Below are 20,279 nucleotides of genomic sequence, written 5' to 3' on the forward strand. Positions count from 1 at the left end.
CGCTGGACACCACGAACGGGTCGGCGGATCGACGGAACGCCGTCCGCCTCAGCATGGCACCACCGCCAAACCGGGCAGCGCAGCGACCCGCGTCACCACCGGGCTGCGATCCTTGTCACCGGTAGAAACGCGCCGGCGGACCGGTCGGTTCATTCACGGATACGGAATACCCTCGCCCCGGTTGAACAATCCGCACCCGCTGCGCAGTCCCGTCCGCGCCGGGCCGTGACCAGCGTCACCGGACACCGGCCGTGGCCGCCGTCACCCGCGCCGTGACGCCGCCGGCCGGCGACCCGGGAAGGGCCGGCTGCCGCGCGGGGGACCACGCCGGGTCCGGCCCCGACGCCTGGCGCACGGGTCGCACCGGCGAGGCGGCGTGGAACACCTGGACGGCGACTTGCAACGGGGCGCGATACGGGCCGCGGGTCAGTGGGCGAGCAGGGCGAGGGCGCCGCGGACCTGGTCGGCGGAGCGGGCCAGGGCGGCCCGGGCGGCCGGGACGCCGGCGCCGGAGACCAACGCGACGAGGGCGGTCTTCAGGTCCCCGTCGGCCTCCTGCAGGGCGCGCCGGCAGACCTCCTCGGCGCAGCCGGTGGCCTCCATCAGGATCGAGATCATCCGGCCGCGCAGCTTCGCGTTCGTGGCCACCAGGTCGATCATGAGGTTCGAGTAGACCCGGCCGAGGCGCACCATCACGGCGGTGGAGAACGTGTTGAGCACCAGCTTCTGCGCCGTGCCCGCCTTCATCCGGGTCGACCCGGTCACCACCTCGGGGCCGGTGTCTACGCCGATGAAGACGTCCACGGACGACGCGGCCTCGGCCTCCGGGTTGGCGCACAACAGCACGGTCGAGGCGCCCTGGGCCCGGGACGCGGCGAGCGCCCCGAGAACGTACGGCGTGCGCCCGCTCGCGGCCAGGCCGACCACGAGGTCGCCCTCCCGGACGCAGTCGGCCGCCTCGGCCGCGCCGCCCCGTTCGTCGTCCTCGGCGTCCTCGACGGCCCGCCACATCGCGTCCGGGCCCCCGGCGAGGTGGGCGCAGAACCAGTGCCGGGGCGAGTTGAAGGTGGGGGCCAGTTCGGCGGCGTCGAGCACGCCGAGCCGGCCGGAGGTGCCGGCGCCGAAGTAGTGCACCCGGCTGCCGCCGCGCAGCGCGGCGACCGCGAGGTCGACGGTGGCGGCGATCTCGTCCAGGACGGCCGCGACGGCGTCCGGGACGCGCCGGTCCGCCTCGTTGATCACCGCGAGGACATCCCGGGTCGACATCAGGTCGAGGTCGGCGCTGAGCGGGTTGCGCCGCTCGGTGGGCGCACCCACCCGGACCGCGGAGCGGAGGGCGGCGGTGACCTCGCCGGACTCCACCCGGTTGGCGGTCATGCCCGCCTCCGGCCGGCACCGACCCGGTGGGTCTTGACCGCCTCGGCGGTCGCCTCCAGCGCCCGGCGGGCCCGGGCGCGGTTGCGGGCGGCCACCCCGACGAAGAGGCAGTCGACCACGGTGAGCTGGGCGAGGCGGCTGGCCATCGCGCCGGAGCGGTAGGTGGTCTCGCGGGCGGCTGTGGTGAGCACGAAGTCGGCGACCTCGGTGATCGGCGAGCGGGGGAAGTTGGTCAGCGCGACCGTCGCCGCGCCCCGGGACCGGGCCTGCTCCAGCACCTCGATCACGTCCGAGGTGGTGCCGGTGTGCGAGATGCCGACGGCGACGTCGCCCCGGGAGAGCAGCGCCGCGGAGGTGAGCGCGGTGTGGACGTCGGGAAAGTAGAAGGCCGTGCGGCCGATCCGGTGCAGCTTCTGCTGGAAGTCGGAGGCGACGAAGCCGCTCGCGCCCGCGCCGTAGACGTCGATCCGGCCGGCGCCGACGATCGCCTCGACGACCTGCTCGCAGACCGCCGGGTCGAGCTGCTCCGCCGTCTCCTCCACCGCCCGGGCGTCGTTGAACGAGATGGTCGCGATGATCTGGGCCAGGTCGGCGCCGGGCGGGATGTCGCCGCCGACCACCCGGGCGTCCAGCGGCTCGACCCGGCGGGCGGCCTCGGCGGCGAGCCGGATCCGCAGCTGGGGGTAGCCCTCCATGCCGACCGAGCGGCAGAACCGGATGACCGTCGCCTCCGATGTCTCGGCGGCGGTGGCGAGGTCGGTGATGGTGCGCCGGGCGGCGTCCGCCGGATCGGCGACGACCAGCCGGGCCACCCGCTGCTCGGCGGGCGACAGCGAGGGGAGCAGCCCACTGATGTGGACGATCAGCCCACCAGGCTCATGACTCGCAGAAATCTTCGGACTCTTCGCCACGGATGAAACTTACTTTCATGAGGCGTGAGCGTCAACCACGTCTCCGCGTATCGGTAAAAAGTACTCCGGCCGTTCACAATCGTCGCCGGCAGAGTGCCATTTCCGCAGCGTCCGCCGCCTCCCCCGGGGGGCTACGGCCCCCGGCCGGACGGCGTCGGCGGCCCGCCGTCCGGCCGGGGTCCACGCGCCGGGCGCCGGCCCGCTAACTTGTCGGGCATGGCGGATCGCAGTGTGCTGGTCACCGGAGGCACCGGCGGGCTCGGCGGGGCGGTCACCGCCGCCTTCCTGGCGGCGGGTTGGCGGGTGGTCGTACCAGCGCGGGAGGAGCCGGCCCCGGCGGAGCCGGCGCGGCCGGGCCTGGTCCGGCTGGCCGCGGACCTGCTGGACCCGGCGGCCGCCGCGCGGGCGGTGGAGATCGCGGCCGGGGAGCCGGCCGCGCCGCTGCGCGCGGTGGTCAACCTCGTCGGCGGGTACGCCAGCGGCGGGCTGGTGCACGAGACCCCGGTCGAGGAGTTCGAGCGGATGCTGACGCTCAATCTGCGACCGACGTACCTGGTCACCTCGGCCGCCCTGCCCCGGCTGGTGGCGGCCGGCGGCGGCGCGGTGGTCTGCGTCTCCGCCCGCGCGGCGCTGGCCCCCTTCCCCGGCGCGGCCGGGTACGCGACGGCCAAGGCCGCCGTGCTGGCCTTCGCCAACGCGGTGGCGGTGGAGTACCGGCAGCGGGGCGTGCGCTGCAACACCGTGCTGCCCAGCGTGATCGACACCCCCACCAACCGGGCCGCCCAGCCGGCCGCCGACCACCGCCGCTGGGTCTCCCCCGCCGAGATCGCGCCGGTGGTCCGTTTCCTGGCCAGCGACGAGTCCGCGCCGACCAGCGGGGCGAGCGTCCCGGTCTACGGGCGGGCCTGAGCCCAGGCGAGCCATCTGCGGGGCGCCGGGGCCGGCGGGTCGGCCCGGCGCTCTTCCGCGGCCGGCCCGCCGACCGGGGACGTGTCCTCGGCCGGCAGCCACTCGGCCAGGTGGGCCTGGATCTGCCGGGACACCTCCTCCGGCGACCGGCCGGCGTCCACGACGACGAAGCTGGGGTACTCGGGCAGGGTGCGGTAGGCCGTGTCCGCGGCCGTCAGCCAGCCCATGGTCTCGTGGTCCTCGCCGCGCCGCTCGATGCGCCGGTACGCCTCGGCCGGGTCGACGGTGAGCAGGAAGACGACCTGCGGGGTCGGGAACACGCGGTAGCCGGCCCGGGCCAGCCGCTCCCAGCGCTGCCCGCCATGCGCCCGGATGCTGGCGTACTGGCAGGCCGAGTAGCGGTCCATGACGGCCGTCCGCCCGGTGACCAGGCAGCTCAGCAGGGCCGCCGCGATGGCCAGCCAGCGCAGCACGGACTCCACGGCGAGCAGGCCCCGCCGGCCGACCAGCCGTTCGGCGTCCGGGCGGCCGAGCCGCTGCGCGAGCCGGCCGAGCCAGCGCCGGCCGCCCGCGTTGCGGTGGTAGGTCGCCGGCCGACCGGCGGCGGTGAGCGCGTCCGCGAGCCGGTGCGCCTGGGTGGTCTTGCCCGAGCCGTCGATGCCGATCAGGGCGACGGCGCGCAGTCGAGCGCCGCCGCGCCGCACCCGCAGTGATCTGAGCACCCTTGACAGGCTATCGGAGCCGCGCTCACCTGCGGCGATTTGTCACCTTTTCAGCCGGTGATTCCCGACCGCGCCGCGCCGAGGTGTGGGCGACCTGCATGCCGGGTACGCAATTTCAATCCGCCTGTCCACCCCTCACGACCGACGGGAGATCCAGATGGCCGAGCGCGGGGACGAGACCCTGGTGCACACGTTGAAGAAGGTCGCCGCCGTGCTCAAGCAGTCCGAGATCCCGTTCGCGCTCGGCGGCAGCTTCGCCGTGTACGCCCACGGCGGGCACTCCAGCGAGCACGACGTCGACTTCCTGATCCGGGAGCAGGACGTCGACCGGGCGCTGGAGGCTCTGGTCGAGGCCGGCTTCACCGCGGAGCGCCCGCCGGAGGACTGGCTGGTGAAGGTCTACGACGACGGCCGGATGGTGGACCTGATCCACCGCCCGATCGAGACCCCGGTGACCGAGGAGACCTTCGCCGACACGATCATGCGCCCGGTCGACGCGATCCACATGCCCGTGCTCTCGGCCTCCCAGCTCATGGTGCACAAGCTGCTCAGCTTCTCGCAGCACTACTGCGACTTCGCCCGCGCGCTGCCGCTGGCCCGGTCGCTGCGGGAACAGATCGACTGGGAACGGGTACGGAAGGAGACGCAGCACTCGCCGTACGCGGAGGCGTTCCTGGTGCTGCTCGACCGGCTGGACGTGGTGCCGCACTCCGGCGCCACCGAGGGGAGGGAGACCCCGTGAGCGAGCACCGCGAGCGCGCCGCCGGCATGCCCGGCGCCGCCGGCCCGCCCGACGAGTACGTCGAGGCCGAGATCCACCGGCTGCTGACCGAGGACCCGGACGTCGCCGAGCAGGGGATCACGGTGGTCCGCCGGGAGCGCGGGCTCGTCCTCTACGGCGAGGTGGAGAGCCCGCACCGGCGCGAGGAGATCCTGCGCCGGGTGGCCGAGCGCTTCCCGGACATGCCGATCAGCAGCGACATCGGGGTGATCCGGACGCAGGCGCCCACACAGATCGAGCAGCTGCCGTGAGGGAGGTCGAGTGGTGATCCGGATCGCCGCGGTCGGCGACGTGCACATGGACGAGGACGTGGTCGGCCGGTTCCGGCCCGCTCTGGAGGAACTGCCGGACTGCGCCGACGCGCTGCTGCTCGCCGGCGACCTGACCCGGCACGGCACGGAGTCCGAGGCGCGTTGCGTGGCCCGCGAGTTCGGCGGGCTGGGCGTGCCGGTGGTGACCGTGCTCGGCAACCACGACCACCAGTGCGACCAGGTGCCCCAGGTGGTCAAGGTCCTCAGCGACGCCGGCATCCGGGTGCTGGAGGGTGAGGGGATCGTCCTGGAGTGCGCCGGGGGGCGGCTCGGCGTGGCCGGGGTGAAGGGGTTCGGGGGCGGCTTCGCCGGCCGGTGCGCCAGCGACTTCGGCGAGCCCGAGATGAAGGCGTTCATCCGGACCACCCACGAGAGCGCGGAGGCGCTGGGCGCGGCGCTGCGCGGCCTGGACTGCGACCTGCTGGTCGCGCTCACCCACTACTCCCCCGTGCCGGACACCCTGGCGGGCGAGCCGCTGGAGATCTACCCGTTCCTCGGGGCGTACCAGCTGGGGCAGGCGATCGACTCCGCGCCGACGGCGTTGGCGCTGCACGGGCACGCGCACGCGGGCACCGAGCGCGGCACCACCCCGGGCGGGGTGCGGGTACGCAACGTGGCCCACCCGGTCATCAAGCAGGCGTACAGCGTCTTCCACCTGGGCGACCACCTGGATCAGGCGGAGGTTTCCCGGATCGGGGCGTCGGGTACCTGATCCGACATGGAGCTGCTTCTCTGGATTCTCGCAGTCGTGCTCGTGGTCGCCGGCGTCCTGGCGCTGTTCCGCCGGCAGATCCTGTGGGGCATCGTCCTCATCATCGTCGGGCTGCTGGTCGGCCCGGGCGGCGTCAGCATCTTCACCTAGATCACCCCCGCCGTTTGCCGTACCCCACCGACCCGCCGGGGTCGTCGCGACCGGGGCTCCGTCCTCCCAGACAGGAGCGCACCCGGCCAGGACGACCCCGGCGTTCTGCTGCGCGGAACGCGCTACGGGCCCCGGCCGACGCCGGGGCCCGTGGCTGCTCAGCAGCGGGGGACGTTCGGGATGTAACCGTCGTAGCCGGTGTAGACGTACGCGTCCGCGATGTACTGGCCGCTGCCGATCCGGTCCCAGATCGAGCTGGTGCCGTACGTGCCGGTGACCGAGGTGCCGCTGGTCTGGCAGTAGATGGTGACCCGCGTCCCGTCGGCGACCGAGCCGACGGCCGTGTACCCGGTGCCGGGCCCGGAGCGGATGGTCAGCGGGCTGCCGGCGGTGTTCACCGTGCCCGACCCGGTGCTGGAGGAGCAGTTGTTGTCGCTGGTGTAGGTCTTCGTGCCCCAGTACAGGGCGAGCGACCCGTTGAACCGGACCTGGATGTCGCTGCCGTTGAGCCGCTGCTCGTAGTGCAGGTGCGGCCCGGTGGAGCCGCCGGTGCTGCCGACCCAGCCGATCACCTTGCCGTAGCCCACGCTCTGGCCGACGGAGACGTTGAAGCCCTGCAGGTGGGCGTAGTAGGTGGTGTAGCCGCCGCCGTGGTCGATCCGGACGTACTTGCCGTAGCTGGTGCCACCGAGGTCGGTCACCCGGTCCACCGTGCCGGGCGCGCTGGCCACCACCGGGTCGCCCAGGTCGTCGGTGCGGTTGAAGTCGATCGCGTACGCCGGGCTGTGGTCCGTGCGGGTCTGGCCGGACCAGGACTGCCCGCAGGGGAAAGGAACCTTGAAGGTCGGGGCAGCCATCGCCGGGGCCGCCGGCACCAGCATCGCCACGGCCAGCGCGCTGACCGCCGCGAGGCTCATCCACCGCTTGCGCATTCAGTACCTCCGATGTGCATATCCTTCAATTCACTGCCCATAGGGTGACAGAAACCTGCAGCACAAGGAAGTGCCATCCGTCGATCTCCCGCCGCCGTCGCCGGGGACGTTCCCACGCGGGATCGGCGGGTTTCGGGATTGTTACTCGTCCGTGTCCGATCCGGGGTGGACTGACCCGAATGCAAGCGCTTACATGTGTGGACGTCCATCGGTACCGGCGCCAGGTCCGACCCGGCCGCGCCGGCTAGGTAAGGAGAACGGCATGGCGGTCTTTGCCAGACCACGCCAGGCTCTCGCGATCGCCGGCGTGCTGGGGCTGGCGCTCAGCGTCACCGCCTGTGGCACCGGCAACGACAAGAAGAGCGACAAGGCGGGCTCCGCGGAGTGCGCCGCATACGAGAAGTACCAGGGCCACAAGGGCAAGAAGGTCACGATCTACTCGTCCATCCGGGACATCGAGGCCGACCGCCTCGCCGAGTCCTGGAAGCAGTTCGAGGACTGCACCGGTATCGAGATCGACCACGAGGGCAGCGGTGAGTTCGAGGCCCAGCTCGGCGTCCGGGTCGATGGCGGCAACGCCCCCGACCTCGCCTTCATCCCGCAGCCGGGTCTGCTCAAGCGGTTCGTCGACTCGGGCAAGCTCAAGCCGGCCGGCGCCGACACCAAGGCGATGGCCGAGCAGAACTACTCGGCCGACTGGCTGAAGTACAGCACCGTCAACGGCCAGTTCTACGGCGCCCCGCTCGGCTCCAACGTGAAGTCCTTCGTGTGGTACTCACCGAAGACGTTCAAGGAGAAGGGCTGGACCGTCCCCACCACCTGGGACGAGCTGATCGCCCTCAGCGACAAGATCGCGGCGAGCGGCACCAAGCCGTGGTGCGTCGGCATCGAGTCCGGTGACGCCACCGGCTGGCCGGCCACCGACTGGATCGAGGACCTGATGCTGCGGACGCAGACCCCCGAGGTCTACGACCAGTGGACCACCCACGGCGTCGCGTTCAACGACCCGAAGGTCGCCGAGGCCCTCGACAAGGCCGGCCAGATCCTCAAGAACGAGAAGTACGTCAACGGCGGCTTCGGCGGCGTGAAGAGCATCGCCACCACCTCCTTCCAGGAGGCCGGCACGCCGATCACCACCGGCAAGTGCGCCCTGCACCGCCAGGCGTCCTTCTACGCCAACCAGTGGCCGAAGGGCACCAAGGTGGCCGAGGACGGCGACGTCTTCGCGTTCTACTTCCCGGCCGTCGACCCGGCCAAGGGCAAGCCGGTGCTGGGCGGCGGCGAGTTCGTCGCGGCCTTCGCCGACCGCGCCGAGGTCCAGGCGGTGCAGACCTACCTGGCCTCCGGCGAGTACGCCAACAGCCGCGCCAAGATCGGCGACTGGGTGTCGGCGAACAAGAAGCTCGACCTGGCCAACGTGCCGAACCCGGTCGACAAGCTGTCCGTGCAGATCCTCCAGGACCCCAAGACGGTCTTCCGCTTCGACGGTTCCGACCTGATGCCGGCCGCCGTCGGTGCCGGGACGTTCTGGAAGGGCATGGTCGACTGGATCAACGGCAAGGACACCGCGACGGTGCTCCAGGGCATCGAGAGCAGCTGGCCGAAGTGACCTGAGTCGGTGGTCCGGCCCGCGGTCGCGGGCCGGACCACCGGCCGAGCCGAGACCCCGAAGGAGGGTTGATGGAGTTCGACTTCGCCGCTGAGCAGCCGAAGCTCCTCATGCTGATGTACGGGCTGATCGCGTTCGTCGCGGTGGTCGGGGGCCTGCTGCTGCTCCTCGACGCCGTGCCGGCCTGGTTCGCCCGGCGCCGCGAGGCACAGCTGGTCGCCGCATCGGCGAGCGGGGCACCGTTGCCCCGGCGCCCGAAGCCGCGGGAGGGCATGTTCGCGTTCTTCTTCCTGCTGCCGGCGGTGCTGTTGCTCCTCGTCGGCCTGGTCGTTCCGGCCGTCCGCACCATGCTGCTGTCCTTCATGGACGGCAGCAGCGTGGACTGGGTCGGGTTCCGGAACTACACCTGGATGTTCTCCGATGACTCGATCGTCCGGGTGCTGATCAACACGCTGGTCTGGGTCCTCCTCGTGCCGCTGGTCACCACCGCGTTCGGCCTGCTCTACGCCGTGCTGGTGGACCGGGCGAAATTCGAGTCGGTGGCCAAGTCGCTGATCTTCATGCCGATGGCGATCTCGTTCGTCGGCGCCGCGATCATCTGGAAGTTCGTGTACGCCTTCCGCGGCGACGGGCAGGAGCAGATCGGTCTGCTCAACCAGATCGTGGTGAGCCTGGGCGGGGAGCCGAAGCAGTGGCTGCTGGACCCCCCGCTGAACACCCTGCTGCTGATCGTGATCATGATCTGGATCCAGGCCGGCTTCGCCATGGTGGTGCTCTCCGCCGCGATCAAGGCCATCCCGGCCGACATCGTGGAGGCCGCCCGGCTCGACGGCGTCAGCCCGTGGCAGATGTTCTGGCAGATCACCATGCCGAGCATCCGGCCGGCGCTGATCGTCGTGGTGGTGACGCTGTCGATCGCCACGCTGAAGGTCTTCGACATCGTCCGGACCGCGACCAACGGCAACTACGACACCAGCGTGATCGCGAACGAGATGTACAACCAGGCCTTCCGGTACGGCGAGAACGGGCAGGGCTCGGCGCTGGCGGTGTTCCTGTTCGTCCTCGTGGTACCGATCGTGATCTACCAGATCCGCAACCTGCGTCAGCAGCGGGAGGGCTGAGATGACCACCGCAACGCCCACACTCCCCGCCGGGGCCCAGGCCACCGGGAAGGCCACCACCGCGGCGGGCCGCGTCCGTAGGCGGCTGAACAGCCGCACCGCCACCGTCGTCTCGATCGCGCTCGCGCTGCTCTGGACGATCCCGACCTTCGGCCTGTTCGTCTCCTCGGTCCGGCCGGAGGACCAGATCAAGACCACGGGCTGGTGGACGTTCTTCAGCGACCCGCGGTTCACCCTGGAGAACTACCAGGAGGTGCTGTTCGGCACCTCCTCGTCGTCCGGGCAGCTCGCCAGCTACTTCATCAACTCGCTGGCGATCACCATCCCGTCGGTGCTGTTCCCGCTGGCGTTCGCCTCGCTGGCCGCGTACGCGCTGGCGTGGATCAACTTCCGGGGGCGGGACTGGCTCTACATCGCGATCTTCGCGTTGCAGATCGTGCCGCTGCAGATGGCCCTGGTGCCGCTGCTGAAGTTCTTCTCCACCGGCGTCACCCTGGGCGGGGTCACCCTGATGCCCGCCTGGGACCTGGTCGACGAGCAGAAGTTCGCGCAGGTGTGGTTCGCACACACCTGCTTCGCGCTTCCGTTCGCCGTCTTCCTGCTGCACAACTTCATCGCGCAGCTGCCGCGGGACCTGATGGAGGCGGCCCGGGTCGACGGGGCCACCCACCCGAAGATCTTCCGCACCATCGTCCTGCCGCTGGTCACCCCGGCCCTGGCGGCCTTCGGCATCTTCCAGTTCCTCTGGGTCTGGAACGACCTGCTGGTCGCGCTGATCTTCGCCGGGGGCGGCGACGAGACCGCCCCGCTCACCGTCCGGCTGGCCGAGATGGCCGGCACCCGCGGCAACGAGTGGCAGCGGCTGACCGCCGGCGCGTTCGTCTCGCTGGTCGTACCGCTGATCGTGTTCCTGTCGCTCCAGCGGTACTTCGTCCGCGGCCTGCTCGCCGGCAGCGTCAAGGGCTGAACCGGACGACCGCCGCCGCCCGTGGACGGGCGGCGGCGGTCGGGCCCGGAGCGGAGCAAGCATGACGAGGATCGACGACGTCGCCCGCCTGGCCGGGGTCTCCACGGCCACCGTCTCGCGCGCGCTGCGCGGCCTGCCGACCGTCTCCGCGGCCACCCGCCGCCGGGTGCTCGCCGCCGCCGAGCAGCTCCAGTACGCCGTCTCGCCGAACGCCTCGCGGCTGGCCGGCGGCCGGACCGCCACCGTGGCGGTGGTCGTCCCCCGGATCACCCGCTGGTTCTTCGGCACCGTGGTCGAGGCGGTCGAGGACACCCTGCACGAGTCCGGCTACGACCTGCTGCTCTACAACCTCGGCGGCCGGGAACACACCCGCCAGCGGGTGCTGCGCACCGCCAACCTGCACAAGCGGGTCGACGCCGTCATGCTGGTCGCCACCCCGCTGCGGCCGGCCGAGCTGACCGCCCTGGCCGCGCTCGGCCTGACCGGTGTGACCATCAGCTCCGGCAGCCAGGTGCCCGGCTGGCCCTGCGTACGCATCGACGACGTGGCCGCCGCGCGGACCGCGACCCGGCACCTGCTCGACCTGGGCCACCGCCGGATCGCCCACATCTCCGGTGACCCGGACGACGAGCTGGCCTACACCACCCACCTGGACCGGCGGCGGGGCTACCACGAGGCGCTGCGGACCGCGGGCATCGTCCCCGACCCCGGCCTGGACGTCGAGTCCCAGCTCACCATCGACGGCGGCAACCGGGCCACCGCCGAACTGCTGGCCCGGGGCGAGCCGCCGACGGCGATCTTCGCCGCCTGCGACGAGATGGCGATGGGCGCCATCAACGCGCTGCGCGAGGCCGGCCTGCGGGTGCCGCAGGACGTCAGCGTCATCGGCATCGACGACCACGACCTGGCCGGCGTACTCGGGCTGAGCACGATCGCCCAGCCGGCCGCCGAGCAGGGCCGCCTGGCCGTCCGCATCCTGCTCGACCCGCTCGGCGGGCGGGAGCTGTCCCCGCTGGCCGGACGGACCCCCGCCCCGGGCGGCGACCTGGGGGCCGGGGTGGTGATCCTGCCCACTCGGCTCGTGGTGCGGGAGTCGACCGCCCCACCCCGGGCACCCTGAGCGGTTCAGCCCGTAGCGTGGCGGGCACCTGACCGGGACGGCTTCGACACACGGGAGAAGACCCTGAACACCAACGCGACCCACCAGGAACGGTCCGTCGGCCCGGCCACCGGTTGGTGGACCGAGGCGGTCATCTACCAGATCTACCCCCGCTCGTTCGCCGACTCCGACGGCGACGGCCTCGGCGACCTGCCGGGCATCACCGCCCGCCTCGACCACCTCGTCGAACTGGGCGTGGACGCCGTCTGGCTGTCGCCGTTCTACCCGTCCCCGCAGGCCGACGCCGGGTACGACGTGGCCGACTACCGGGACGTCGACCCGCTCTTCGGGCGGCTCGCGGACGCGGACCGGCTGATCGCCGAGGCCCACGGCCGGGGACTCCGGGTGATCGTCGACCTGGTGCCCAACCACACCTCGTCGGCGCACCGCTGGTTCCAGGCGGCCCTCGCCGCCGGCGCCGGCAGCCCCGAGCGCGCCCGGTACGTCTTCCGCGACGGCCTCGGCCCCGACGGCGACCGGCCGCCGAACGACTGGCGCAGCGTCTTCGGCGGCCCGGCGTGGACCCGGGTCACCGAGCCGGACGGCCGCCCCGGGCAGTGGTACCTGCACCTGTTCGACCCGGGCCAGCCCGACCTCAACTGGGACAACCCGGAGGTCCGTGCGGAGTTCCTGGACGTGCTCCGGTTCTGGCTGGACCGCGGGGTGGACGGCTTCCGGGTGGACGTGGCGCACGGGCTGGTCAAGCAGGCCGACCTGGCGGACTGGCAGGAGCCGCAGGAGATCCTCTCCGGCAACGAGGTCGACAAGCCACGCCCGCCGATGTGGGACCAGGACGGCGTGCACGAGATCTACCGGGACTGGCGGCAGCTGCTCGACTCGTACCCCGGGGACCGCGTCATGGTCGCCGAGGCGTGGGTGGAGCCCGCCGAGCGGCTGGCGCGGTACATCCGGCCGGACGAGATGCACCAGGCGTTCAACTTCGAGTACCTGCTCGCCTCCTGGAGCGCGCCCGCCCAGTACGCCGTCATCACCCGCTCGCTGGAGGCCGCCGACGCCGTCGGCGCGCCCACCACCTGGGTGCTGTCGAACCACGACGTCGTCCGGCACGCGTCCCGGCTGGGGCTGCCCGTGGGCACGCCCCGGCCGAACGGCATCGGCATCGGCGACCCGCAGCCCGACGCCGCGCTGGGCCTGCGCCGGGCCCGGGCGGCCACGCTGCTGATGCTGGCCCTGCCCGGCTCCGCATACCTGTACCAGGGCGAGGAGCTGGGGCTGCCGGAGCACATGACGCTGCCGGACGAGGTGCGCCAGGACCCGACCTGGGAGCGCAGCGGGCACACCGAGCGTGGCCGGGACGGCTGCCGGGTGCCGATCCCGTGGGAGGCCGACGCCCCGTCGTACGGCTTCGGGCCGACCGACGCGAGCTGGCTGCCGCAGCCGCCACTCTGGGCCGAGTACGCCCTGGACCGGCAGCGCGGGGTGCCCGGCTCGACGTACGAGCTGTACCGGAGCGCGCTGCGGCTGCGCCGCGAGCACGGGCTGGGCCGGGGCTCCCTGTACTGGCTCTCCTCCGGCGACGAGGTGCTGCACTTCCGCAACGGGCCGGTGGGCGTGCTGACGAACTTCGGCGAGGCGGCCGTGCCGCTGCCGTCCGGCGCCGAGCCGGTGCGGGCCAGCGGGCCGCTGACCGACGACGGGAGGGTCCCGACGGACGTCACGGTCTGGTACCGCTCGGCCTGACGGGGTGCGCGAGGAGGCCCCTTCCCGACGCCCACGGCGTCGAGAAGGGGCCCTTCCCTACAGCCGGGCGGCGCGGGTGTGCAGAAGGTCGCGCACCGCCTCGATGTCCCGCGGCGAGGTGCGCGAGGCCAGCCAGTACATGACCCCGGTGGGGACGAAGAAGAGCTGGAACGCGGCCAGGCCGACGGCGTAGTTCAGCGGCGGCGGGAAGGCCGCCCGCAGGGCGTGGAAGGCCACCCCGACCAGTCCGTTGCCGGCCGCCCGGCCCACCCCGTTGACCAGGTTGCCGAGGCTGTAGACCGTGCCCCGGTGCTCGGGCGGGTTGACGTCGGCGATCAGGGCGAACCAGTTCGGCGAGTTGGCCGAGGTGAGCGCGAGGGCGAGCACGGCGGTGAGCAGGCTCAGCCCGACGGTGGGCTCGGTGACCACGCTGGCCAGCACGGCGGCGACGACCGCGCCGGAGCCGGCGCCGTCGGGCACGTCGATGCGCAGCGGCACGAAGAACAGCACCAGGTAGAACGGCAGGGCCGCGAGGATGCCCACCGCCGCCACCAGCGCCCGGCCGCGCGGGGTACGCCGCTGCACGGCGTCGCCGACCAGGCCGCCCACGATGGACAGCACCCCGCCGAGCTGGAACAGGGTGGCGAACACGCTGCCCACGACGACCGCCGTGGCCGCCGAGTAGCCCTGCGCCTCGGCGCGCTGCGCGAACAGCACGGGCAGCCAGACCAGCGACCCGAAGGCGGCCTGCGCGGTCAGCCCCTGCAGCACCAGCCACCGGTTGGTCCGCCGGGCGAGGATGCGCGGCAGGTCGGCGCGGGTGATCCGGTAGTCGTACTCGGCGCCGGTGGCCAGCGCGTCGGCCAGCTCCGGCTCGCTCTGCCCGCGCCGGATGTCGTACGTGAACAGGTACGCGACGGTGGCGACCAGCCCGACCGCGGTGAGCACCACGAACGGCCGCCGCCAGTCGGTGGCGCCGAGCAGCCCGCCGGCCAGCGTGCCGGCCAGCGTGCCGATCCCCTGGGACAGCCCCCAGAAGCTCATCACCAGGCCCCGCCGGCGCGGCGAGATCAGGTCGGTGACCACGGAGAAGCCGACCGAGCCGACCGCGCCGAGGCCGACCGCCGCGACGAGCTGGGCGGCCAGGAACGTCGGGTAGTTCTGGGCGAGCGCGCTGCCGCCGGTGCCGGCCGCCCAGATCAGGGTGCCGACCATCAGCAGCGGCTTGCGGTCGGTCCGGTCCCCGACGTACGCCCAGCCGACCGCGGCCACGGCGCTGACCAGGAAACCGACCGCGGTGACGAGGCCGAGCAGGCGCTGCGGCACGGCGAGCGCCCCGGAGATCGGGCCGTACAGCGGCGGGACGAGGCCGATCGCCACGTTGTCCAGCGAGGCGAGCACCACGAAGACCACCACGCTGTAGTACCGGTGCGCCGGGCCGCCGCCGCGGGCCGGCCACGGCCCGCTCCTGGTCGAGGTCATGCCGGGCAGCCAACCAAACGCGGATAACGACCCGGTGACGGCGGCGGCGCAGGCCGGCCCGGGTTCACAGGTAACCGCCGATCTCCACCGGGACGGCGGGCCCGACGGGGGCGCCGGCGCGCAGCGCGTACAGCTCGGCCAGGGTCGCCCCCGCAGCCGGCACCCCGGCCGTGGTCCCCAGCCAGTCGGTGGCCTCCCCGTACGACAGCGGGCCCACCTCGATCCGGGCCAGGCACCGGCCGGGGCGTACCACCGCCGGGTGCAGCCGGGACAGGTCCTCGTTGGTGGTGATCGCGACCAGCACCTCCTTGCCCTGGCCGAGCAGGCCGTCGGTGAGGTTGAGCAGCCGGGACAGGGCCTGCCCGGCGGCCTGCTTCGCCTCGCCGCGGATCAGCTCGTCGCAGTCCTCCAAAACCAGCAGCCGCCACCGGTGGCCGGCGCCGCCCTCGTCGTCGTCCTCGTCCTCCCCGACGGCCACCTCCGACAGGTACGCCGCGTCGGCGAAGAGCACGTCGGGGTCGAGCACGCAGTCGACCTGGCACCACCGCCGCCACTGCCGGCTCAGCGCCCGCAGCACCGTGGTCTTGCCCGTGCCCGGCGCGCCGTGCAGCAGCACCAGCCGCCCGGTGACGGTCTGCGGGGTGACCGCCATCAGCGCGTCCAGCGCGGTCCGCGCGCTCGCGGTGTAGTTGCCCCGGATCTGCGACCACTCCGGGGCGGCGATCGAGCGCGGGTCGCGCTGGGCACCACGGCGGGGGTTGTGGTGCCAGAAGCCGATCCGGCCGGTGTCCGGGTCCTCCGGCTCGCCCGCGCCCTCGACGATCTGGGCGAGGGCGGCCTGCCCGACCTCGTCGCCGACCGCGGTGACGGTCACCTCGGCGCCCCGGCCCTTCCAGGTGACCACCCGGGCCGTCCAGCCGTCGCCCGCGAGCAGGCGGGAGGTCTGCCGGGGCTCGACGGCCGTGCGCAGCAGGCGTCCGCCCGCCGCCGTGAGCGTGGCCTCGGGGCGGACCCGGGACAGCCGTACGGTGTGTGACCAGGGGTGCCGGCCGGTGACGAAGTCCGCCAGCGCCAGCGCGTCGATCACGTCGCACGGGGTGTCGGCGTCGTCGTACTGGAGGACGGACGGCAGGTCGTGGGTGTCGTCGGCAGGGGTGGCGCGCATCAGTCGATGATCGCAGTGGGAGCGCCCGCGTACAGCCCCCCTCCCGTCCTCCCCGAAGGGCTGTCTCCCGGGCGGCCGCTATGCCCCCGCCGCGTCGGCGCGGTCGAGGACCCGGTCGCGCGCCACGGCGTACCGCTCCCGGACGGCGGGGACGGGCTCGGCGGCGTACTCCCGGGTGCCCGCCGGGGACCACTCGGGCGGGGCCGCGCCACCCAGGGCGACCCACGCGGCCTGGCGGGCGGCCCCGTCGGCCACGTACTCGCCGGGCGGCGGGACGACGACCGGGCAGCCGAACACCTGCGGCGCGATCCGGCGCACGGCGGCCGAGCGCGCCCCGCCGCCGACCAGGATCACCCGGTCGGCCCGGGCGCCCTGCGCGGCGAGCGCGTCGAGGCCGTCGGCGAGCGCGCAGAGCATCCCCTCGACCGCCGCCCGGGCCAGGTGGGCGGGGGTCGAGGTGCGCAGGGTCAGCCCGTGCACCGCCCCGGCGGCCGACGGCCGGTTCGGGGTCCGCTCGCCCTCCAGGTAGGGGACCATGACCAGCCCGTCCGCGCCCGGCGGCGCGGACAGCGCCAGGTCGGACAGGCCGTCCAGGCCCACCCCGAGCAGCGCGGCGGCGGCGTCGAGCACCCGGGCCGCGTTGAGCGTGCAGACCAGCGGCAGGTACCGGCCGGTGGCGTCGGCGAACCCGGCGACCGCGCCGCCCGGGTCGGCCGCCGGGACGTCGGCGACGCTGAAGACGGTGCCGGACGTGCCGATCGAGACGACGACGTCGCCGGGCCGGGCGCCCACGCCGAGCGCGGCGGCGGCGTTGTCCCCGGCCCCGGGGCCGAGCGCCGCACCGGTCGGCTGGCCGGGCGCGGCCGGGTGCGCCACGCCCGCCCGGTCCGCCGGCCCGAGCACCGCCGGTACGCCCACCCGCCGGCCGAAGGCGCGTTCGAGCAGGTCGAGGCGGTACTCCCCGGTGGCCGGGGACCAGTAGCCGGTGCCGCTGGCGTCGCTGCGGTCGGTGCGCAGCGCGGCCAGGCCCGGCGCGCCGGCCAGCCGCCAGGTCAGCCAGTCGTGCGGCAGGCAGACCGCCGCGACCCGGTCGGCGTTCGCCGGCTCGTGCCGGGCCAGCCAGCGCAGCTTGGTGGCGGTGAAGCTGGCCACCGGCACGCTGCCCACCGCCTCGGCCCAGAACCGCCGGCCGGCCCCTCCCCGACCCGCCTCCGCGATCAGGTCGTCGGCCGCACCGGCCGACCGGGTGTCGTTCCACAGCAGCGCCGGGCGCACCACCCGGCCCGCCTCGTCGAGGCAGACCATGCCGTGCTGCTGGCCGGCGACCGAGACGGCGGCGACGTCGGCCAGCCCGCCGGCCGCCCCGGTGGCCGCCTCCAGGGCGGTCCACCAGGCCGCCGGGTCGACCTCCGTGCCGTCGGGGTGTGGGGCGCGGCCCTCGCGGACCAGCGCGCCGGTCTCCGCGTCGCGGATCACCAGCTTGCAGGACTGGGTGGACGAGTCGAACCCGGCGACCAGGGGCATGGCGGCGGCCTCAGCGGGCGCCGAGCAGGTGCTCGACGGCCAGCTGGTTGAGCCGGACGAAGCCGAAGCCCCGCGCACCGGCCGCGTCCGGGTCGAAGTCCTCGAAGGCGGACCGGTCGGCGAGCAGGTCGGCGTAGCCCTCCCCGGCGCCCAGGGTCGGGGTGGCCAGCTCGGTCACCCTGCTCGCGGCCAACGCCTCGGCCACCTCCGGGTCGGCCCGGAACGCCGCGGCCCGCTCCTTGAGCAGCAGGTACGTGCGCATGTTCGCCTCGGCCGACGCCCACACCCCGGCGACGTCCTCGGTGCGGGACGGCTTGTAGTCGAAGTGCCGGGGGCCCTCGTACGCCGGGCCGCCGTCGGGGCCGCCGTGCTCCAGCAGGTCGACCAGGGCGAACGCGTTGAGCAGGTCGCCGTGGCCGAAGACCAGGTCCTGGTCGTACTTGATTCCCCGCTGGCCGTTGAGGTCGAGGTGGAACAGCTTGCCGTGCCAGAGCGCCTGGGCGATGCCGTGGGCGTAGTTGAGCCCGGCCATCTGCTCGTGGCCGACCTCGGGGTTGAGCCCGACCAGCTCGGGGTGGGCGAGGCTGGAGATGAACGCCAGGGCGTGCCCGACGGTGGGGAGCAGGATGTCGCCGCGCGGCTCGTTCGGCTTCGGCTCGATGGCGAAGCGCAGATCGTAGCCGCGGTCGAGGACGTACTGGCACAGCACGTCGACGGCCTCGCGGTAGCGCTCCAGGGCCGCGCGGACGTCCTTGGCCACGTCGTACTCGGCGCCCTCCCGGCCGCCCCACATCACGAAGGTGCGGGCGCCCAGCTCGGCGGCGAGGTCGACGTTGCGCAGCACCTTGCGCAGCGCGTACCGCCGGACGTCGCGGTCGTTGCTGGTGAAGCCGCCGTCCTTGAACACGGGGTGGGTGAACAGGTTGGTGGTGACCATCGGCACCACCAGGCCGGTCTCGTCGAGCGCCTTGCGGAACCGGGTCAGCCGGGCGTCGCGGGTGGCGGCGTCGGCGCCGAACGGGATCAGGTCGTCGTCGTGGAACGTGATCCCGTACGCGCCCAGCTCGGCGAGCCGGTGCACCGCCTCGACCGCGTCCAGCTCGGGGCGGGTGGCGTCACCGAACGGGTCGCGGGCCTGCCAGCCCACCGTCCAGAGGCCGAAGGAGAACTTGTCGGCGGGAGTGGGACGGGGTGCCATGGCAGACCTCCGGAGCTATTTGTTCAGTGGTTGAATTATTTGGCCGGGCTGTGGCACTGTCAAGGGGTGACCCGCCCCGCCGCCCCGAACTCGGCCGTCCGCCAGGGCAGCCTGCGTGAGCTGAACCTCGCCGTGGTGCTCGGCCGGATCGCCGCGGCGCCGCGTCCGCCCTCCCGGGCCGACGTGGCCGCCGCGACCGGCCTGACCCGGGCCACCGTCTCCGCCGTGGTCGACGACCTCATCTCCGGCCGGCTGGTGACCGAGTCGGACCCGGCGCCCCGCACCGGGGCCGGCCGGCCGGCGCGGGGCCTGGTGCTGGCCGACAACGGGCCGGCCGGGCTGGGCCTGGAGGTCAACGTCGACTACCTGGCCGCCTGCGTGGTCGACCTGGCCGGCCGGGTCCGGCACCACACCGTGCGCCGCGCCGACCTGCGCCCGGCCTCCCCCGCCGACGCCCTGACCCGGCTCGCCCGGCTGGCCGCCGCGGCCCGGGCCGACGCCGAGCGGCAGGGCCTCACCCTCGCCGGGGCCGCCCTCGCGGTGCCCGGCCTGGTCGACGCCGCCGGGCTGGTCCGGCTCGCCCCGAACCTCGGCTGGCGGGACGTCGCCGTCCCCGAACTGCTGGCCGGGCACCCGCCGCTGGTCGAACCGGTCCCCGGCGTTCCGCCCCTGGTGGTCGAGAACGAGGCCAACCTGGCCGCCCTGGGCGAGCTGCACGCCGCCCCGGACGGGCCGACCAGCTTCCTGCACGTCTCCGGCGAGGTGGGCATCGGCGCCGGGATCGTGCTCGACGGGGCCCTGTTCCGGGGCGTACGGGGGTGGAGCGGCGAGATCGGCCACCTGCCCGTCGAACCCGAGGGGCGGCCCTGCCGCTGCGGCGGCCGGGGCTGCCTGGAGCAGTACGCCGGCCAGGAGGCCGTCCTCGCCGCCGCCGGGCTGGCCGGCGTGGACCTGCCCGCCGACACCGCCGCCGCCCGGCTGGCCGACCTTGCCGCCGCCGACGACCCCGCCGCCCGGGCCGCCCTCGCCGAGGCGGGACGGGCGCTCGGGGTGGCCGTCGCGGGCGTGGTGAACCTGCTGGACCTGGACACCGTGGTCCTCGGCGGCGGGTACGCCCTGCTCGCCCCGTGGCTGCGGCCGCCCGTGCTGGCCGAGGTCTCCCAGCGGGTGCTGACCGCCGCCTGGTCGCCGGTGACCGTACGGCCCTCGGCGCTGGGCCCGGAGGCCGCCGTCGTCGGCGCCGCCGGCTCGGTCGTGCGGCGCATCGTCGCCGACCCGGTCGGCTGGCTCGGCCGCGCCGGCTGACCCCCGCCACGGGTCCGGGCCGCGGGCGGGGCGGGCCGACGGGTTACCTTCACCGGCGGGCTGTGGAGCTGCCCCGGTTATGCGCCCGCCCCCGCCCATCGCCGAGTTGCGGTCTCGGCAGCACCTGGGGTGGCGGTCGCGTCACCTGTCCGCGCCGCCCGCCCCGGATGTGCGGGCAGCTCCACAGGCGCCCCGAGCCCGGTCCACCGCCAGGCGCCCCACAACGGGCCCACGCCAGGGGCG

19 protein-coding genes are annotated in these 20,279 nt (G+C 73.9%); 11 read left to right on the plus strand and 8 right to left on the minus strand.

What is annotated here, in order from left to right; all coding sequences use genetic code 11:
- Positions 1–426 precede the first annotated feature (426 nt).
- Positions 427–1,377: an N-acetylmuramic acid 6-phosphate etherase gene (gene murQ / locus ACGFIZ_RS08190; protein WP_393417030.1), complete on the minus strand. Its 951-nt coding sequence runs from the start codon at positions 1,375–1,377 to the stop codon at positions 427–429.
- On the minus strand, positions 1,374–2,288 hold the full coding sequence (locus tag ACGFIZ_RS08195) for a MurR/RpiR family transcriptional regulator (protein WP_393417032.1): 915 nt from the start codon (positions 2,286–2,288) through the stop codon (positions 1,374–1,376). Before ACGFIZ_RS08195 ends, murQ begins: the two co-directional genes overlap by 4 nt.
- A 216-nt stretch (positions 2,289–2,504) precedes the next feature.
- On the opposite strand from ACGFIZ_RS08195, the gene ACGFIZ_RS08200 reads away from it, so the two are divergent.
- Positions 2,505–3,197, plus strand: a complete 693-nt coding sequence (locus ACGFIZ_RS08200) for an SDR family NAD(P)-dependent oxidoreductase (RefSeq protein WP_393417034.1) — start codon at positions 2,505–2,507, stop codon at positions 3,195–3,197.
- On the opposite strand, the gene ACGFIZ_RS08205 is transcribed toward ACGFIZ_RS08200, so the two are convergent.
- Positions 3,182–3,919, minus strand: coding sequence for a dTMP kinase (locus ACGFIZ_RS08205; RefSeq protein WP_393417036.1), 738 nt, complete (start codon positions 3,917–3,919; stop codon positions 3,182–3,184). The genes ACGFIZ_RS08200 and ACGFIZ_RS08205 overlap by 16 nt on opposite strands.
- A 157-nt stretch (positions 3,920–4,076) precedes the next feature.
- Here ACGFIZ_RS08205 and ACGFIZ_RS08210 point away from each other — a divergent pair, with 157 nt between their 5' ends.
- From ACGFIZ_RS08210 to ACGFIZ_RS08225, 4 genes are read left to right on the plus strand one after another with little or no spacing between them, the layout of a single operon-like run.
- Positions 4,077–4,661 carry a nucleotidyltransferase gene (locus tag ACGFIZ_RS08210; protein ID WP_347667462.1) on the plus strand — a complete coding sequence of 195 codons (585 nt, stop codon included), beginning with the start codon at positions 4,077–4,079 and terminating at the stop codon, positions 4,659–4,661.
- Between the two features lie 26 nt (positions 4,662–4,687).
- Positions 4,688–4,951: a hypothetical protein gene (locus ACGFIZ_RS08215; RefSeq protein WP_393417262.1), complete on the plus strand. Its 264-nt coding sequence runs from the start codon at positions 4,688–4,690 to the stop codon at positions 4,949–4,951.
- 10 nt (positions 4,952–4,961) lie between these two features.
- Entirely contained in the window at positions 4,962–5,723 is a 762-nt protein-coding gene (locus tag ACGFIZ_RS08220) for a metallophosphoesterase (protein WP_347667464.1), read from the plus strand.
- 6 nt (positions 5,724–5,729) lie between these two features.
- On the plus strand, positions 5,730–5,873 hold the full coding sequence (locus ACGFIZ_RS08225; RefSeq protein WP_393417039.1) for a GPGG-motif small membrane protein: 144 nt from the start codon (positions 5,730–5,732) through the stop codon (positions 5,871–5,873).
- Positions 5,874–6,031: 158 nt separating this feature from the next.
- Here the strand turns inward: ACGFIZ_RS08225 and ACGFIZ_RS08230 are convergent, their stop codons facing one another.
- Positions 6,032–6,805: a peptidoglycan DD-metalloendopeptidase family protein gene (locus tag ACGFIZ_RS08230; RefSeq protein ID WP_393417041.1), complete on the minus strand. Its 774-nt coding sequence runs from the start codon at positions 6,803–6,805 to the stop codon at positions 6,032–6,034.
- A 262-nt stretch (positions 6,806–7,067) separates the two neighbouring features.
- Between ACGFIZ_RS08230 and ACGFIZ_RS08235 the strand changes: the two genes are divergently transcribed.
- The 5 genes from ACGFIZ_RS08235 (at position 7,068) to ACGFIZ_RS08255 (ending at position 13,362) form a co-directional block, all read left to right on the plus strand.
- The gene (locus ACGFIZ_RS08235; protein ID WP_393417043.1) at positions 7,068–8,414 is read left to right on the plus strand and encodes an ABC transporter substrate-binding protein; all 1,347 of its coding nucleotides are present in this window, start codon (positions 7,068–7,070) and stop codon (positions 8,412–8,414) included.
- 71 nt (positions 8,415–8,485) lie between these two features.
- Positions 8,486–9,535 (plus strand): carbohydrate ABC transporter permease, encoded by a 1,050-nt coding sequence (locus ACGFIZ_RS08240; protein ID WP_393417045.1) that lies wholly within the window; start codon positions 8,486–8,488, stop codon positions 9,533–9,535.
- 1 nt (position 9,536) lies between these two features.
- Positions 9,537–10,502: a carbohydrate ABC transporter permease gene (locus tag ACGFIZ_RS08245; protein ID WP_393417047.1), complete on the plus strand. Its 966-nt coding sequence runs from the start codon at positions 9,537–9,539 to the stop codon at positions 10,500–10,502.
- A 61-nt stretch (positions 10,503–10,563) separates the two neighbouring features.
- Complete coding sequence (locus ACGFIZ_RS08250; RefSeq protein WP_393417049.1) at positions 10,564–11,622, plus strand: LacI family DNA-binding transcriptional regulator; 1,059 nt, start codon at positions 10,564–10,566, stop codon at positions 11,620–11,622.
- A 63-nt stretch (positions 11,623–11,685) separates the two neighbouring features.
- On the plus strand, positions 11,686–13,362 hold the full coding sequence (locus ACGFIZ_RS08255; RefSeq protein WP_393417264.1) for an alpha-amylase family glycosyl hydrolase: 1,677 nt from the start codon (positions 11,686–11,688) through the stop codon (positions 13,360–13,362).
- A 57-nt stretch (positions 13,363–13,419) separates the two neighbouring features.
- On the opposite strand, the gene ACGFIZ_RS08260 is transcribed toward ACGFIZ_RS08255, so the two are convergent.
- The 4 genes from ACGFIZ_RS08260 to xylA form a co-directional block, all read right to left on the minus strand.
- The gene (locus ACGFIZ_RS08260; RefSeq protein WP_393417051.1) at positions 13,420–14,844 is read right to left on the minus strand and encodes an MFS transporter; all 1,425 of its coding nucleotides are present in this window, start codon (positions 14,842–14,844) and stop codon (positions 13,420–13,422) included.
- Between the two features lie 64 nt (positions 14,845–14,908).
- On the minus strand, positions 14,909–16,009 hold the full coding sequence (locus ACGFIZ_RS08265) for a DUF5925 domain-containing protein (protein ID WP_393417053.1): 1,101 nt from the start codon (positions 16,007–16,009) through the stop codon (positions 14,909–14,911).
- A gap of 78 nt (positions 16,010–16,087) precedes the next feature.
- Positions 16,088–17,533, minus strand: a complete 1,446-nt coding sequence (xylB, locus tag ACGFIZ_RS08270; RefSeq protein ID WP_393417055.1) for a xylulokinase — start codon at positions 17,531–17,533, stop codon at positions 16,088–16,090.
- A 10-nt stretch (positions 17,534–17,543) separates the two neighbouring features.
- Complete coding sequence (gene xylA / locus ACGFIZ_RS08275) at positions 17,544–18,731, minus strand: xylose isomerase (RefSeq protein WP_393417057.1); 1,188 nt, start codon at positions 18,729–18,731, stop codon at positions 17,544–17,546.
- Between the two features lie 66 nt (positions 18,732–18,797).
- On the opposite strand from xylA, the gene ACGFIZ_RS08280 reads away from it, so the two are divergent.
- On the plus strand, positions 18,798–20,036 hold the full coding sequence (locus ACGFIZ_RS08280; protein WP_393417059.1) for an ROK family protein: 1,239 nt from the start codon (positions 18,798–18,800) through the stop codon (positions 20,034–20,036).
- The last annotated feature ends 243 nt before the right edge of the window (positions 20,037–20,279 follow it).

Origin of the sequence: Micromonospora sp. NPDC048830, assembly GCF_043198215.1 — a bacterium.
In the GTDB taxonomy this organism is placed as follows: Bacteria; Actinomycetota; Actinomycetes; order Mycobacteriales; family Micromonosporaceae; genus Micromonospora.

Coding starts and splice junctions, on each gene's coding strand:
- ACGFIZ_RS08215 (WP_393417262.1), top strand. CDS start 4,688: ATGCCCGGCGCCGCCGGCCCGCCCGACGAGTACGTCGAGGCCGAGATC.
- ACGFIZ_RS08230 (WP_393417041.1), bottom strand. CDS start 6,805: ATGCGCAAGCGGTGGATGAGCCTCGCGGCGGTCAGCGCGCTGGCCGTG.
- ACGFIZ_RS08240 (WP_393417045.1), top strand. CDS start 8,486: ATGGAGTTCGACTTCGCCGCTGAGCAGCCGAAGCTCCTCATGCTGATG.
- ACGFIZ_RS08235 (WP_393417043.1), top strand. CDS start 7,068: ATGGCGGTCTTTGCCAGACCACGCCAGGCTCTCGCGATCGCCGGCGTG.
- ACGFIZ_RS08265 (WP_393417053.1), bottom strand. CDS start 16,009: ATGCGCGCCACCCCTGCCGACGACACCCACGACCTGCCGTCCGTCCTC.
- ACGFIZ_RS08210 (WP_347667462.1), top strand. CDS start 4,077: ATGGCCGAGCGCGGGGACGAGACCCTGGTGCACACGTTGAAGAAGGTC.
- ACGFIZ_RS08260 (WP_393417051.1), bottom strand. CDS start 14,844: ATGACCTCGACCAGGAGCGGGCCGTGGCCGGCCCGCGGCGGCGGCCCG.
- murQ (WP_393417030.1), bottom strand. CDS start 1,377: ATGACCGCCAACCGGGTGGAGTCCGGCGAGGTCACCGCCGCCCTCCGC.
- xylB (WP_393417055.1), bottom strand. CDS start 17,533: ATGCCCCTGGTCGCCGGGTTCGACTCGTCCACCCAGTCCTGCAAGCTG.
- ACGFIZ_RS08250 (WP_393417049.1), top strand. CDS start 10,564: ATGACGAGGATCGACGACGTCGCCCGCCTGGCCGGGGTCTCCACGGCC.
- ACGFIZ_RS08200 (WP_393417034.1), top strand. CDS start 2,505: ATGGCGGATCGCAGTGTGCTGGTCACCGGAGGCACCGGCGGGCTCGGC.
- xylA (WP_393417057.1), bottom strand. CDS start 18,731: ATGGCACCCCGTCCCACTCCCGCCGACAAGTTCTCCTTCGGCCTCTGG.
- ACGFIZ_RS08225 (WP_393417039.1), top strand. CDS start 5,730: ATGGAGCTGCTTCTCTGGATTCTCGCAGTCGTGCTCGTGGTCGCCGGC.
- ACGFIZ_RS08245 (WP_393417047.1), top strand. CDS start 9,537: ATGACCACCGCAACGCCCACACTCCCCGCCGGGGCCCAGGCCACCGGG.